Annotated in this window: 15 protein-coding genes; 12 read left to right on the top strand and 3 right to left on the bottom strand. The window is 67.8% G+C overall.

Annotation, left to right across the window (positions count from 1 at the left end; genetic code table 11):
* Positions 1-10 precede the first annotated feature (10 nt).
* The 8 genes from RNB18_RS10415 (at position 11) to RNB18_RS10380 (ending at position 6,576) form a co-directional block, all read left to right on the top strand.
* Positions 11-754 (top strand): helix-turn-helix transcriptional regulator, encoded by a 744-nt coding sequence (locus RNB18_RS10415; RefSeq protein ID WP_057618343.1) that lies wholly within the window; start codon positions 11-13, stop codon positions 752-754.
* Positions 751-2,175, top strand: a complete 1,425-nt coding sequence (sufB, locus tag RNB18_RS10410) for a Fe-S cluster assembly protein SufB (protein WP_057618342.1) — start codon at positions 751-753, stop codon at positions 2,173-2,175. Before RNB18_RS10415 ends, sufB begins: the two co-directional genes overlap by 4 nt.
* A 61-nt stretch (positions 2,176-2,236) precedes the next feature.
* A complete protein-coding gene (gene sufD, locus RNB18_RS10405) occupies positions 2,237-3,418 on the top strand; it encodes a Fe-S cluster assembly protein SufD (protein ID WP_311713836.1) in 1,182 nt (393 codons plus the stop codon).
* Positions 3,418-3,735 (top strand): non-heme iron oxygenase ferredoxin subunit, encoded by a 318-nt coding sequence (locus tag RNB18_RS10400; RefSeq protein WP_057618340.1) that lies wholly within the window; start codon positions 3,418-3,420, stop codon positions 3,733-3,735. The genes sufD and RNB18_RS10400 overlap by 1 nt, the downstream gene beginning before the upstream one ends.
* 7 nt (positions 3,736-3,742) lie before the next feature.
* Positions 3,743-4,507 (top strand): Fe-S cluster assembly ATPase SufC, encoded by a 765-nt coding sequence (sufC, locus tag RNB18_RS10395; RefSeq protein WP_311713835.1) that lies wholly within the window; start codon positions 3,743-3,745, stop codon positions 4,505-4,507.
* Positions 4,504-5,760: a cysteine desulfurase gene (locus RNB18_RS10390; protein ID WP_311713834.1), complete on the top strand. Its 1,257-nt coding sequence runs from the start codon at positions 4,504-4,506 to the stop codon at positions 5,758-5,760. Before sufC ends, RNB18_RS10390 begins: the two co-directional genes overlap by 4 nt.
* Before the next feature lie 16 nt (positions 5,761-5,776).
* Positions 5,777-6,247 carry a Fe-S cluster assembly sulfur transfer protein SufU gene (sufU, locus tag RNB18_RS10385; RefSeq protein WP_311713833.1) on the top strand — a complete coding sequence of 157 codons (471 nt, stop codon included), beginning with the start codon at positions 5,777-5,779 and terminating at the stop codon, positions 6,245-6,247.
* A complete protein-coding gene (locus tag RNB18_RS10380) occupies positions 6,244-6,576 on the top strand; it encodes a metal-sulfur cluster assembly factor (RefSeq protein ID WP_028809645.1) in 333 nt (110 codons plus the stop codon). The genes sufU and RNB18_RS10380 overlap by 4 nt, the downstream gene beginning before the upstream one ends.
* A 55-nt stretch (positions 6,577-6,631) precedes the next feature.
* Here RNB18_RS10380 and RNB18_RS10375 read toward each other — a convergent pair whose 3' ends face one another.
* The 3 genes from RNB18_RS10375 to RNB18_RS10365 form a co-directional block, all read right to left on the bottom strand.
* Positions 6,632-6,781, bottom strand: a complete 150-nt coding sequence (locus RNB18_RS10375) for a hypothetical protein (protein WP_311713832.1) — start codon at positions 6,779-6,781, stop codon at positions 6,632-6,634.
* Between the two features lie 140 nt (positions 6,782-6,921).
* Positions 6,922-9,510: a tetratricopeptide repeat protein gene (locus RNB18_RS10370; protein ID WP_311713831.1), complete on the bottom strand. Its 2,589-nt coding sequence runs from the start codon at positions 9,508-9,510 to the stop codon at positions 6,922-6,924.
* Positions 9,511-9,805: 295 nt separating this feature from the next.
* Positions 9,806-10,618, bottom strand: a complete 813-nt coding sequence (locus RNB18_RS10365; protein WP_311713830.1) for an AbfB domain-containing protein — start codon at positions 10,616-10,618, stop codon at positions 9,806-9,808.
* A 216-nt stretch (positions 10,619-10,834) separates the two neighbouring features.
* On the opposite strand from RNB18_RS10365, the gene RNB18_RS10360 reads away from it, so the two are divergent.
* From RNB18_RS10360 to RNB18_RS10345, 4 genes are all read left to right on the top strand, one after another.
* Entirely contained in the window at positions 10,835-11,155 is a 321-nt protein-coding gene (locus RNB18_RS10360; protein WP_057618334.1) for a DMT family transporter, read from the top strand.
* A complete protein-coding gene (locus RNB18_RS10355) occupies positions 11,155-11,703 on the top strand; it encodes a TetR/AcrR family transcriptional regulator (RefSeq protein ID WP_311713829.1) in 549 nt (182 codons plus the stop codon). Before RNB18_RS10360 ends, RNB18_RS10355 begins: the two co-directional genes overlap by 1 nt.
* Before the next feature lie 554 nt (positions 11,704-12,257).
* Positions 12,258-13,247, top strand: coding sequence for a 2,3,4,5-tetrahydropyridine-2,6-dicarboxylate N-succinyltransferase (dapD, locus tag RNB18_RS10350; protein ID WP_311713828.1), 990 nt, complete (start codon positions 12,258-12,260; stop codon positions 13,245-13,247).
* Between the two features lie 125 nt (positions 13,248-13,372).
* Complete coding sequence (locus RNB18_RS10345) at positions 13,373-13,588, top strand: hypothetical protein (protein ID WP_059206192.1); 216 nt, start codon at positions 13,373-13,375, stop codon at positions 13,586-13,588.
* Positions 13,589-13,736: the final 148 nt, after the last annotated feature.

Here is a 13,736-nt window from a genome sequence, read left to right as displayed (position 1 = left end):
CAATGGCGTTGTGAAAAACGTCGGCGAGGCTCGGGAGACCCCCACGGGGGCCCCTCAGGAGGAGCTCGCGACCGGTGAGCGGTCCACCCGCAACCGCGTCGCGCGATCCATCCTGGACCACGGCCCGTCGACCGTCGCCGAGCTGGCCGGCCGACTGGGTCTCACCCATGCGGCCGTACGACGTCATCTGGACGCCCTGGCGGCCGACGAGGTCGTGGAGGCGCGGGAGCAGCGGGTGTACGGCGCGCGGACGCGTGGCCGCCCCGCCAAGGTCTTCGCACTCACCGACTGCGGCCGGGACGCCTTCGACCAGTCGTACGACAAGCTCGCCGCGGACGCCCTGAGCTGGATCCAGGAGCGGTTCGGCGGGGACGAGGCGGTCGTGGCCTTTGCGCGCGCGAGGATCGCCGCGCAGGCTGAGGAATACCGCAAGGTCGTCGAGGCCGCCGCCCCCGAGGAGCGCACCGAAGCCCTGGCCAAGGCCCTGAGCGCGGACGGGTACGCTGCTACGGCGCGGAGCGCACCGGTCGGCGAGCAGCTCTGCCAGCACCACTGCCCGGTGGCCCATGTCGCTGAGAAGTTCCCCCAGCTCTGTGACGCGGAGACCGAGATCTTCTCCCAGCTGCTCGGAACGCACGTCCAGCGACTGGCGACCATCGCGCACGGCGACGGCGTCTGCACGACGTTCATCCCCAAGATTTCCCAGACCACTGATAACGCATCCGCAAGTACCGCCGGGAGGAACCCCGCATGACACTCCCCATCGAGGAGACTGCCCACCCCGAGCTCGAGGGTCTGGGCAACTACGAATACGGCTGGGCCGACTCCGACGTGGCTGGTGCCTCTGCCAAGCGCGGTATCAACGAGGACGTCGTCCGGGACATCTCCGCCAAGAAGAACGAGCCGGAGTGGATGACCAAGCTCCGCCTCAAGGGTCTGCGCCTGTTCGGCAAGAAGCCCATGCCGAACTGGGGCTCGGACCTCTCCGGCATCGACTTCGACAACATCAAGTACTTCGTGCGTTCCACGGAGAAGCAGGCGGAGTCCTGGGAGGACCTGCCCGAGGACATCAAGAACACGTACGACAAGCTCGGCATCCCCGAGGCGGAGAAGCAGCGCCTCGTCGCCGGTGTCGCGGCCCAGTACGAGTCCGAGGTCGTCTACCACCAGATCCGTGAGGACCTGGAGGAGCAGGGCGTCATCTTCCTGGACACCGACACGGCCCTGAAGGAGCATCCGGAGCTCTTCAAGGAGTACTTCGGCACCGTCATCCCGGTCGGCGACAACAAGTTCGCGTCGCTCAACACCGCGGTGTGGTCCGGCGGCTCCTTCATCTACGTGCCGAAGGGCGTGCACGTGGAGATCCCGCTCCAGGCCTACTTCCGTATCAACACGGAGAACATGGGCCAGTTCGAGCGGACCCTGATCATCGTCGACGAGGGTGCCTACGTGCACTACGTCGAGGGTTGTACGGCGCCGATCTACAAGTCGGACTCGCTGCACTCCGCGGTCGTCGAGATCATCGTCAAGAAGAACGCCCGCTGCCGTTACACGACCATCCAGAACTGGTCGAACAACGTCTACAACCTGGTCACCAAGCGCGCCGTGGCGTACGAGGGCGCGACCATGGAGTGGATCGACGGCAACATCGGCTCCAAGGTGACGATGAAGTACCCGGCCGTCTACCTGATGGGCGAGCACGCCAAGGGCGAGACCCTGTCCATCGCCTTCGCGGGCGAGGGCCAGCACCAGGACGCCGGCTCCAAGATGGTCCACATGGCGCCGAACACCTCCTCCAACATCGTCTCCAAGTCGGTGGCGCGCGGTGGCGGCCGTACGTCCTACCGCGGTCTCGTCGAGATCGGCGAGGGCGCGCACGGCTCGAAGTCCAACGTGCTGTGCGACGCGCTGCTCGTCGACACCATCTCCCGCTCCGACACGTACCCCTACGTGGACGTCCGCGAGGACGACGTGTCCATGGGCCACGAGGCGACCGTCTCCAAGGTCTCCGAGGACCAGCTCTTCTACCTGATGAGCCGTGGTCTGAGCGAGTTCGAGGCGATGGCCATGATCGTGCGCGGCTTCGTCGAGCCCATCGCGAAGGAACTCCCCATGGAGTACGCCCTCGAGCTCAACCGGCTGATCGAGCTGCAGATGGAAGGCGCGGTCGGTTAAGACCGGTCTCCCCAACAGCAGCTAGCGAAATCTGACGTAGGAAGAGAGCAGACCGACAGCCATGGCTGAGGCTCAGAACATCCCGGTGGGCAGCACGACCGCCGGCCAGATCGCGGTGGCCGCCGAGTCGACCGTCGCCACGCGCATGAGCGCGCCCCCGTCCTTCGACGTGGCGGACTTCCCGGTCCCCCACGGCCGCGAGGAGGAGTGGCGGTTCACGCCGCTGGAGCGACTGCGCGGGCTGCACGACGGCACCGCGGTCGCCACCGGCGACGGTGTGAAGGTCGACATCGCGGCGCCCGAGGGGGTCGTGATCGAGACCGTCGGCCGCGACGACGCCCGGCTCGGCAAGGCCGGCACCCCGGTGGACCGCATCGCCGCCCAGGCGTACTCGGCGTTCGAGAAGGCCGGCGTGATCACCGTCCCCAAGGAGACGGTGCTCACCGAGCCGATCCGTATCGCCGTGCACGGCGAGGGCGGGACCGCCTACGCCCACCAGGTCGTGGAGCTCGGAGCCTTCGCCGAGGCCGTGGTGGTCATCGACCACACCGGTGACGCCGTACTCGCCGCCAACCTCGACTACGTCCTCGGGGACGGCGCCAAGCTGACCGTCGTCTCCGTCCAGGACTGGGACGACAAGGCCGTGCACGTGGCCCAGCACAACGCGCTGATCGGCCGGGACGCCACCTTCAAGTCGTTCGTGGTCACCTTCGGCGGCGACCTCGTCCGGCTGCACCCCCGCGTCGCCTACGCCGGCACCGGCGGCGAGGCCGAGCTGTTCGGCCTGTACTTCACCGACGCCGGCCAGCACCAGGAGCACCGCCTCCTCGTCGACCACAACACCCCGCACTGCAAGTCGAACGTCGCCTACAAGGGCGCGCTCCAGGGCGAGGGCGCCCACGCGGTGTGGATCGGTGACGTGCTCATCGAGGCCAAGGCCGAGGGCACGGACACGTACGAGATGAACCGCAACCTCGTCCTCACCGACGGCGCCCGGGTCGACTCCGTGCCGAACCTCGAGATCGAGACCGGCGAGATCGTCGGAGCGGGCCACGCGAGTGCGACCGGCCGCTTCGACGACGAGCAGCTCTTCTATCTGATGGCCCGCGGCATCCCGGCCGACGAGGCCCGGCGCCTCGTCGTCCGCGGCTTCTTCGCCGAGCTGGTCCAGCAGATCGGCGTCGACGACATCGAAGAGCGCCTTCTCGTGAAGATCGACGAGGAGCTGGAGGCCACCGTCTGATGGCTTTCGTACGCGCCTGTGGGCTGAGCGAGCTGGAGGAGGACACCCCGAAGCGGGTGGAACTCGACGGCACGCCGGTCTCGGTCGTGCAGACCGAGGGGGAGGTGTTCGCCATCCACGACATCTGCTCGCACGCGAACGTCTCGCTCTCCGAGGGCGAGGTGGAGGACTGCCAGATCGAGTGCTGGCTGCACGGCTCCAGCTTCGACCTGCGCACCGGCAAACCGTCCGGCCTTCCCGCGACGCGCCCCGTCCCCGTATACCCCGTAAAGATCGAAGGGGACGACGTGCTCGTCTCCCTTTCCCAGGAGTCCTGAGGCACCCATGGCAACGCTTGAAATCCGAGACCTGCACGTCACCGTCGAGGCCGACAACGCCACGAAGGAGATCCTCAAGGGCGTCGACCTCACCGTGAAGCAGGGCGAGACGCACGCCATCATGGGCCCCAACGGCTCCGGCAAGTCGACGCTCGCCTACTCGCTCGCGGGTCACCCGAAGTACACCATCACCGGCGGCACCGTCACGCTCGACGGCGAGGACGTCCTGGAGATGTCCGTCGACGAGCGCGCCCGCGCGGGCCTGTTCCTGGCGATGCAGTACCCGGTCGAGGTCCCCGGCGTCTCGGTCTCCAACTTCCTCCGTACGTCCGCCACCGCCATCCGCGGCGAGGCCCCCAAGCTGCGGACGTGGGTGAAGGAGGTCAAGGAGACCATGCAGCGGCTCAACATGGACCCGGCCTTCGCCGAGCGCAACGTCAACGAGGGCTTCTCCGGCGGTGAGAAGAAGCGCCACGAGATCCTCCAGCTCGAGCTGCTCAAGCCGAAGGTCGCGATCCTCGACGAGACGGACTCCGGCCTCGACGTCGACGCCCTGCGGGTCGTCTCCGAGGGCGTCAACCGCGTCCGTGAGACCGGCGAGGTCGGCACCCTGCTGATCACGCACTACACGCGCATCCTGCGCTACATCAAGCCCGACTTCGTCCACGTCTTCTCCGGCGGTCGCATCGTCGAGTCCGGCGGCGCCGAGCTCGCCGACAAGCTGGAGAACGAGGGCTACGAGGCATACACGAAGGGTGGCGTATCCGCGTGACACAGCTGCCGGGCCTCCTCGACACCGAGGCGATCCGCAAGGACTTCCCCATCCTGGACCGTCTGGTCCACGACGACCGGAAGCTCGTCTACCTGGACAACGCGGCGACCTCGCAGAAGCCGCGCCAGGTACTGGACGCCCTGAGTGAGTACTACGAGCGCTACAACGCCAACGTCCACCGCGGTGTGCATGTGCTCGCCGAGGAGGCCACGGCGCTGTACGAGGGTGCGCGCGACAAGGTCGCCGCCTTCATCAACGCGCCGAGCCGCGACGAGGTGATCTTCACCAAGAACGCCTCCGAGTCGCTCAACCTCGTGGCGAACATGCTGGGCTGGGCCGACGAGCCCTACCGCGTGGACCACGAGACCGAGATCGTCATCACCGAGATGGAGCACCACTCCAACATCGTGCCGTGGCAGCTGCTCGCGCAGCGCACGGGCGCGAAGCTGAAGTGGTTCGGTCTGACCGACGACGGCCGGCTCGACCTGTCCAACATCGACGAGATCATCACGGAGAAGACGAAGATCGTCTCCTTCGTGCTGGTGTCCAACATCCTGGGCACGGTCAACCCGGTCGAGGCGATAGTCCGCCGCGCGCAGGAGGTCGGCGCGCTGGTCTGCATCGACGCCTCGCAGGCCGCGCCGCACATGCCGCTTGACGTACAGGCCCTCCAGGCCGACTTCGTGGCCTTCACCGGTCACAAGATGTGCGGCCCGACGGGTATCGGCGTGCTCTGGGGCCGCCAGGAGCTCCTGGAGGACCTGCCGCCGTTCCTGGGCGGCGGCGAGATGATCGAGACCGTGTCGATGCACTCGTCGACGTACGCCCCGGCGCCGCACAAGTTCGAGGCGGGCACGCCTCCGATCGCTCAGGCGGTCGGTCTGGGTGCCGCCATCGACTATCTGAACGCGATCGGCATGGACAAGATCCTCGCCCATGAGCACGCGATCACCGAGTACGCGGTGAAGCGCCTCGCGGAGGTCCCGGACCTCAGGATCATCGGTCCGGCCACCGCCGAGGACCGGGGCGCGGCGATCTCCTTCACGCTCGGCGACATCCACCCGCACGACGTGGGCCAGGTCCTCGACGAGCAGGGCATCGCGGTCCGGGTCGGTCACCACTGCGCACGGCCGGTGTGCCTGCGGTACGGAATTCCCGCGACCACGCGAGCGTCGTTCTATCTGTACTCCACGCCGGCCGAGATCGACGCACTGGTCGAGGGGCTGGAGCACGTACGGAACTTCTTCGGCTGAAGGGCGTGCTGAAACCGTGAAGCTGGACTCGATGTACCAGGAAGTCATCCTGGACCACTACAAGCACCCGCACGGGCGTGGTCTGAGGGATGGCGACGCCGAGGTGCACCATGTGAACCCGACGTGCGGCGACGAGATCACCCTCCGTGTGAAGTACGACGGCAAGACGATCGAGGATGTCTCGTACGAGGGCCAGGGCTGCTCGATCAGCCAGGCCAGTGCGTCCGTCCTGAACGATCTGCTGGTCGGCAAGGACCTGGCGGAGGCGCAGAAGATCCAGGAGACCTTCCTGGAACTGATGCAGTCGAAGGGCAGGATCGAGCCCGACGACGCGATGGAAGAGGTGCTGGAGGACGCGGTCGCGTTCGCCGGTGTCTCCAAGTACCCGGCCCGGGTCAAGTGCGCCCTCCTCAGCTGGATGGCGTGGAAGGACGCGACGGCCCAGGCGCTGGGCGCCGACGCCGACGTCGAAAGGAAGACCGCATGAGCGAGACCGTTGAGATGAAGCCGGCGTCGGAGGAAGAGGTCCGCGAGGCGTTGTACGACGTCGTCGACCCCGAGCTGGGCATCGACGTCGTCAACCTCGGCCTGATCTACGGCATCCACATCGACGACGCGAACATCGCGACCCTCGACATGACCCTGACCTCGGCGGCCTGCCCGCTGACGGACGTCATCGAGGACCAGGCCAAGTCCGCCACGGACGGCCTCGTGAGCGAACTCCGCATCAACTGGGTGTGGATGCCGCCGTGGGGGCCGGACAAGATCACGGACGACGGCCGGGAGCAGCTTCGGGCGCTCGGCTTCAACGTCTGAGCAGCCGATCGACCCCGTCGAGGCCCCCGGAGATGTTCCGGGGGCCTCGCTCCGTTCAGCGGCGCATTGCACGGACGAACGTCCGAAAGGCGCTGATTCGCTGATTCCCGTGCAGCCCGCGGAGCGCGGCGAGGAAGGCCACGAGCAGGGAGAGCACGCAGATCAGCGGGACGAGCAACAGGAGGAGCACCTCGGGCAGGGACACGGTGTGCCTTTCGACGGAACCGGATGTGCGGACCGGGTGATCGAATCTCCACGAGGTGCCGTCCCGCCTGTGACGACCGCGCTCGGAGCACGGTCCTCGCAGGTCACGAAGGGTGGACGGGATATCCGGACCGGTCCGGTTCAGTACCGGAAATCCCGGTCGGGATCGCGGGCGTCCTCACTCCGGAACGGTTTGAACCAGTCATCGGGATGGAGGTTCGCCATGTCCATGTGCTGGTTCACGCTGTCCCCGGGGTCCTCGATCCCCTCCATCCACGGCTCGTACAGCATCAGCACGTCGTGGTCCTCGAACAGAAGATCCTTGCAGGTGAACCAGTCGTAGTCGTCGGGTTGTTCGGGGAGCCCTTCGGTGAACTCCTCGGCCAGGTCGGGGCTGTCCTCCGTGATCGCCGCGGCGTGTTCCAGCGCGAGATGCAGTGCCATTTCCTCACCTGTGCTGCGAGGGCGGGGCGAATGCCCCTCCTTGATGTCCTTGGCGAGGTCATCGAAAGTCTGGATCATCTGTTGCCGCCAGACCAGGCTCTGGTTCCAGGTCTGCGATGGCAGAACGTCGAAGCAGCCGATGGCCCAGTCCGAGGTCGTGATCGGTCGGTCCTGGAGCTCCTTCAATCCCTCGGCAGCCATGTCCGCCTCGATTTCCAAGGCCGCCTCAAGAACGCGAAGCGTGCGTGGACTCGGCCGCCAAGGGGTCTCGTCCCACTTGTCCTCTTCGTCGAAGGGGACGTCGTGCGCCCGGACGTAGGCGAGAACGGGCTTGTTGAAGTAGGCGGCGGACGCAGGGTCACCTAGCTTGGCGGCACGTCGGTAGCACTTGTGAGCCTTCCCGTACTTGGCACGCCGTTGATAGAGATTTCCGAGGAGCCGCAAGGACGTCAGGTCACCACTGTCGAAGGCACGCTGGTACCACTCCCTGGCACTCCTGGCCGCCCCGTTCCACTTCCCTTCCCGTTCGGCCTCGTGGAAGAGATTCTGTAGAGACTCACCGATCCGCCGACTGCGCTCCTCCGGGTCCTCGTCCACAGGATGGATTCGACCGCGCCACTCATTGAGGAGTCCGAGGGCACGCATGGCCACGCAGTCCCCTGCCTCTGCGGCAATGAGGTAGAGCTTCTCTGCCTCCTCGTAGTCTTCCCGTGCGAGGAACACCTGGGCCAGGTTCGTGGTGCACTCGCGGTGGCCTCTTTGGGCCCCCTCCAGATAGAGCCGTTCCGCTTCCTCGTACTCGTTTCGCTGATAGGCGAGGAGACCGAAGCGGAAGTAGGCCTCCGGGACCTCCGCGTCGAGCGCGATGCGCCACAGCCTTTCGGCTTCCTCATGCTCGCCGCGGTCCTCATGAACATTGGCCAGCCTGGCCGCGGCGTCGGGCAACCCCGCGTCGAAGGCCCGGCGCCACCACTTTTCAGCCTTCTTCCGCTGCCCTTTGCGGTGGGACCGAACTCCCAGGTTGAGCATGCCTCGGGCGTTGCCCGCCTTCGCCAGCCGACGCCACCAGGTTTCTGCTTCTGCCTCCCTGTTCTGGTCCAGGAAGATGGAGCCGACGTACAGCATGGAGTCCACGTGACCTGTTTCGGCGGACGGCAGGAAGGCACGCAACGCCAGATCGATCCGCTCGGCCCGGTAGCAGGAGACACCCACGCTGTAGCGCTCCTGAACAGACCTCGCGTGCTCCACGGCGGTCTCGCGGACGGCATCGGGAACGGGAGGTGCGTCGGGCAACTGGGACAGGGTGTCGACCAGGTAGTCGAAGGGGCGCCACAGGTCCTGTCCGGCGGGCATCAGGAGTCGGCTCGCCCCGAGAGGGTCCTGGCAGGCCCATGCCATGGCCTCTTCCAGAGGCTCCGGCGAGAGCATTGCGCTCTCCTCGTCTGCGAGGTAGCGGGAGTGCAGCGAGGCGATCAGCTCGGTGGACACCGGGACGAGCCCGCAGCGGGCCAGGTCGACGGCCGTCGACACCAGGGCGTGTCCGCGCGGATTTCCGCCCAGATAGCGGGCGTTGTGCCAGCGGTCCCACAGAGGCGGGCCCGCGGAGACGTATTCGGCGATGCCATATCGCTTGTGGTGGCGCAGCGCTTCGAGGAGCCGCGGATCGGTCTGGGTCCCGGTGCGAGCGAGTTCGGCGTCGCTCCATCTGCGTCGCAGGTCGATGATGTGGGCAGCCTTGAGTACCGGGTCGCTGAGATCGATCCGGGAATAGGCGTCGTCCCCCTTCGCTGTTCCTGTCAGCCGAGGCGTGCGACGGTCGTACTCCGACAGCCGCATGGTGGCGAGGAGAACGGCTCGCAGACAGACCAGCTCACGCAGGACGACCTGATCGAGCAGGGACGGACCCAGGTAGTGCTCAAGGTCGTCCAACCACACCACGCACTGATGACCTCGGCGGGACAGGGCGCGGGCCTCTTCGACGCAGGAGTCCAGCGACATGCCGCGCCCGGGGATCAGCAACCGCCGGTCGGACAGCGCACGGGACATCGCTTCGAACGCCGCACGGGACTTGCCGGCGGTGGAATCCCCTCTGATCAGGACCAGACCGCCGCCGACCGCTGCCGCTTGGAGGGCCTTATCGATCTCGTGGTCGGCGTCTCTTTCGACATAGGGCGGCACCGGACCGTGCTCTGCCGACTTACGTGCCTGGCGTACGCCCAGCAGGACGGGGTCGGCATCACGCACGAGGGTGTGTGAGGGGTTGGGCTTGGCCGATGACGAGGGCATGGACGGCTCTGCCGTCGTGCCCCCGTAGAGACCCTGCCATCTCTTTCGGTTCCAAGAGATGCCGGACAGCTCACTGACGATGGTGAGGAGGCTTTCCAGCGCCGCCCAACTCTGCGGCCGACTCTGTCCGGTCTGCCAGCTGCTCAGCGTCGTCCGAGTCAGGCGTATGCGCCGAGACTTCCGCGACGCTTCGTCGATACGGTCGAGCGTGAGTCCGGAGTCAGAAATGTGGCTCCGCACTGCCGCACCGAACTCTGGGTACTTCGCTTCCTTCGCCATACGCCCCCCGACGGCTTCAGCCCAATCCTGCCACCAGCTGGAACGACGAGTCCGACAGATACTGCGAGCTGTACTCGAAGCGTTCCAGGCGGATCACGAAGTTGCTGTGGCGGAGGAAGTAGCCGGGGTAGTTCACCGACTCCAGCATCGTCGCGCTGGTGTAGGCGGCGTCCCGGGGGCAGAACGTGGCGTCCTGCCGGAAGAGGGACGAGCCGTCGTCGCGGTCGGCCCGCAGGACGAAGTTGCGGTGGCGCAGGTACTTGCCGTCATGGGTGGTGAAGGAGTAACAGGAGGCGTTCGCCAGGCCCTTGACCTGCTGGAAGGTGGAATCCTCGCGGGATTCCGAACCGCGGACCGGGTCCAGGCCCACATAGCCGTCGTCCACGTGCCAATAGCGGTCGGGGTAGTTGACCGAGCGCACCGAACGGTAGGTCACCGAGGGCTTCGGCTTGGACGAACTGCCCTTGGAGGCGGTGGGCTTGGGCGGATTCGGGGTGGCCGTGACCGCGACGGTGGGGCCGGTGCCCTGCTGCCGGGGGCCCCGGGGAGTGGGGGACACCGACGAGAGGCCGCTGTCGCCCTGCGGTGCCGTGGTCGTCGCGGGCTGCGAGGAGAAGGAGATCAGACCTCCATCGTCCCGTGCGGTTTTTGACGAATCGTCACCTTTGTTGTCAGTGGCGGCTATCGCCGCGACGCAGGCGATGATCGTGGCCACCGCCAGCGCCCCGGCGAGATAGAGCCGTCGGGTGCCGGGCGTGCGGGAGGTGTCCAACGTCCAGCCGTTCTCCCAGGGGCGGTTCTGGGGCGGCCGGGACTTGTCTTCGGGCATGCGCTGTTCCTCCGGCGCGGCGCGAGGCGACGTGCCGCTGCTGTGGTGGCGCGGTATGTGAATGGTGAAACACAAGTGTTTCCGGGGGAACACTAGTGGTTACCGGCGGTCCCGAGCAGCCCTTTGAACCGGCCGGTTTCCACATTCCTCGCTCAGCGGGCTCTCGGCCCGCCCACACGCGACGACGGCAACCCGCCGTTATGTACGCTCGTACACATGGGATACCTGCTGCTCGCCGGAGCCATCGCCGCCGAGGTCGGAGCGACCACGGCCATGAAGTACACCGAGGGCTTCAGTCGGCTCGGGCCCTCACTGCTGACCGTGCTGGGATACGTCCTCTCCTTCGCGCTGCTCGCCCAGACGCTCAAGACGGTGTCGGTCGGCACGGCCTACGCGATCTGGGCCGGGGTGGGCACCGCGGCCATCGTCGGGATCGGGATGCTCTTCCTCGGGGAGGGGATGACGGCCACCAAGGCCGCCGGGATCGCGCTGATCATCCTGGGGGTCGTGGTGCTGAACCTGGGCGGGGCGCACTGATGGCGCGGCGGCATGATCCCGAGCGGCGGCAGCGGATCATCGACGCGGCCATCCGGGTCGTGGGGGAGAAGGGGCTCGCGGGGCTCAGTCACCGCAGCGCCGCCGCCGAGGCCGATGTGCCGCTCGGTTCGACGACGTACCACTTCAAGAGCCTCGATGAGCTGATGGTCGCGGCATTGCGCCAGGCCAGCGAGGGCTTCGCCAAGGCGGTCGCCGCGAACGGCGCCCTGGACGACCCCGGCGGTGACCTGGCCGCCGGCCTCGCCCGCGTCCTCGGCGACTGGCTCGGCGGCGACCGCACCGGCGTCGAGCTGGAGTACGAGCTGTACCTCGCCGCCCTGCGCCGTCCCGCCCTGCGCCCCGTCGCCGCCGAATGGGCCGACGACCTCGCCGAACGCCTCGCCCACCGCACGGACCCGGTCACGGCACGGGCGCTGGTCGCCCTGGCCGACGGGATCTGCCTCCAGGTGCTGCTGACCGGGGCGCCGTACGACGAGGGGTATGCACGGGAGGTACTGGGACGGGTGATCCCCACCGGCCGCGGGTGATCCGCGCGACCGTGGGCGGTTCCGGCGGACCGTGGCTGGCTCCCGTTGGCCTGGGTGATCTCCGCCGTTTGCGGGAGGTCCCGGTCGGCCTGGGTGGTCTGCGCGACTGTGGGTGGTCTCCGCCGACCGCAGATGGTCCCCGCCGACCGCGGGTGGTCTGCGCGACCGTGCGTGGTCCCGGCCGACCGGATGGTCTCCGCCGACCGCGGGTGGTCCCCGTCGCCGCACGTGGTCTGCGCGACCGTGGGCGGTTCCGCCCGACCCCGGGTGCCCCCCCGACCACGGCTGAGCCCCGCCGACCGCAGGTGACCCCCATGGCTTCGGGTGATTCCCGTGGGCCCCCGTGAGCTCAACTGACGGCGGGTGGCCCCCAGCCGGCCCAGGGTGTCCCCACCGTCCGCCCGTGATCCCCGCCGGCCCGGGTGAGCCCTACCGGCCCAGGTGATCTTCTGCTGGGTGTCACGTGATGACGGCCGGGGGTCGGGCCGCCCGACTCCTGAGACGTCCCCGTGCAGGGTTCGCATCGTATGGCCTGTGCCGGTTAGGTTTCCCTCATGACCGACACGACTGCTCCGCGCACCACCGGCGCCATCGCCGCAGGCCTCGCCACCGTCGCCGCCGACGGCACCGTACTCGACACCTGGTTCCCCGCTCCCGAACTCTCGGCCGAGCCCGGCCCCGCCGGTACCGAGCGGCTGTCGGCCGAGAAGGCCGTCGAACTGCTCGGCGAAGGTGCCGCCAAGGCGATCGGGCCGGACGCCCGCCGTGGCGTCGAGGTGATCGCGGTCCGCACGGTCATCGCCTCCCTCGACGAGAAGCCGCTCGACACGCACGACGCCTACCTGCGTCTGCACCTGCTGTCGCACCGACTGGTCCAGCCGCACGGCCAGAGCCTGGACGGCATCTTCGGCCTCCTCCCCAACGTCGCCTGGACCTCGCTCGGCCCGGTCGCCGTGGACGAGATCGAGAAGGTGCGGCTCAACGCCCGCGCCGAGGGTCTGTTCCTCACCGTCACCTCGGTCGACAAGTTCCCGCGCATGACGGACTACGTGGCCCCCAAGGGCGTCCGGATCGCCGACGCCGACCGGGTCCGCCTCGGCGCGCACCTCGCCGCCGGCACCACCGTCATGCACGAGGGCTTCGTCAACTTCAACGCGGGCACGCTCGGCACGTCGATGGTCGAGGGCCGCATCTCCGCCGGTGTCGTGGTCGGCGACGGCTCCGACATCGGTGGCGGCGCCTCCACCATGGGCACGCTCTCCGGCGGCGGCAACGTCCGCATCACCATCGGCGAGCGCTGCCTGATCGGCGCCGAGGCGGGCGTCGGCATCGCGCTCGGCGACGAGTGCGTCGTCGAGGCCGGTCTCTACGTCACCGCGGGCACCCGGGTCACCATGCCCGACGGCCAGATCGTCAAGGCCCGTGAGCTGAGCGGCGCCTCGAACATCCTCTTCCGCCGCAACTCGGTCACCGGCACGGTCGAGGCCCGCCCGAACAACGCGGTCTGGGGCGGCCTCAACGACATCCTGCACAGCCACAACTGAGCCGCTCCGGCACTGACAAAGATCACTTACGGGTTACTCGGCGTGACCTCTGACGTGTTTCAGCAGATGAACGGGTGGACGCAGAGTCCGATCAGAAGCCGAAACGACGAACGAGGGGTCGAGCGATGAGGAATGTGCGGAAGAGGGCGGTGGCTCGCGGGCTGACGGTCCTGGCGACGGTGTGTCTCGTGCCCGTCGGCAGCGCGCACGCCGACGAGACCAACACCGCCTCGCACAACGGGCCCCGGGTCGGCCTGGTCAACGTCGGCCAGGTCGACGACCCGATGGAGGACGTGCTGGAACACCTGCTGCTGATCGGCGACGGGTACTCCTGGAACTGACCCGCCACCTCGTGTGGAAGTCGCCGTAGCGGATCGAATTCCGCTACGGCGACTTTTTTTTCGTGGCGGTGGCATAGCGGCGGGCCACGGCACGCGTCACAAGGGTCGGAGGGGCGGCGCACAGGCGTCGCCGGGGAAGAGAAGGTGA

Origin of the sequence: Streptomyces doebereineriae (genome assembly GCF_031845645.1) — a bacterium.
GTDB lineage: Bacteria > Actinomycetota > Actinomycetes > Streptomycetales > Streptomycetaceae > Streptomyces > Streptomyces canus.
Note: the sequence above shows the minus strand (reverse complement) of the source record. Positions and strands in the feature narration are given on the sequence as shown.

What these genes read in the sequence shown, in the direction of transcription:
- sufB (WP_057618342.1), top strand. Translation starts at nt 751, where the DNA reads ATGACACTCCCCATCGAGGAGACTGCCCACCCCGAGCTCGAGGGTCTG.
- RNB18_RS10360 (WP_057618334.1), top strand. Translation starts at nt 10,835, where the DNA reads ATGGGATACCTGCTGCTCGCCGGAGCCATCGCCGCCGAGGTCGGAGCG.
- RNB18_RS10400 (WP_057618340.1), top strand. Translation starts at nt 3,418, where the DNA reads ATGGCTTTCGTACGCGCCTGTGGGCTGAGCGAGCTGGAGGAGGACACC.
- RNB18_RS10345 (WP_059206192.1), top strand. Translation starts at nt 13,373, where the DNA reads ATGAGGAATGTGCGGAAGAGGGCGGTGGCTCGCGGGCTGACGGTCCTG.
- sufC (WP_311713835.1), top strand. Translation starts at nt 3,743, where the DNA reads ATGGCAACGCTTGAAATCCGAGACCTGCACGTCACCGTCGAGGCCGAC.
- RNB18_RS10380 (WP_028809645.1), top strand. Translation starts at nt 6,244, where the DNA reads ATGAGCGAGACCGTTGAGATGAAGCCGGCGTCGGAGGAAGAGGTCCGC.
- RNB18_RS10355 (WP_311713829.1), top strand. Translation starts at nt 11,155, where the DNA reads ATGGCGCGGCGGCATGATCCCGAGCGGCGGCAGCGGATCATCGACGCG.
- RNB18_RS10370 (WP_311713831.1), bottom strand. Translation starts at nt 9,510, where the DNA reads ATGCCCTCGTCATCGGCCAAGCCCAACCCCTCACACACCCTCGTGCGT.
- sufD (WP_311713836.1), top strand. Translation starts at nt 2,237, where the DNA reads ATGGCTGAGGCTCAGAACATCCCGGTGGGCAGCACGACCGCCGGCCAG.
- dapD (WP_311713828.1), top strand. Translation starts at nt 12,258, where the DNA reads ATGACCGACACGACTGCTCCGCGCACCACCGGCGCCATCGCCGCAGGC.
- RNB18_RS10365 (WP_311713830.1), bottom strand. Translation starts at nt 10,618, where the DNA reads ATGCCCGAAGACAAGTCCCGGCCGCCCCAGAACCGCCCCTGGGAGAAC.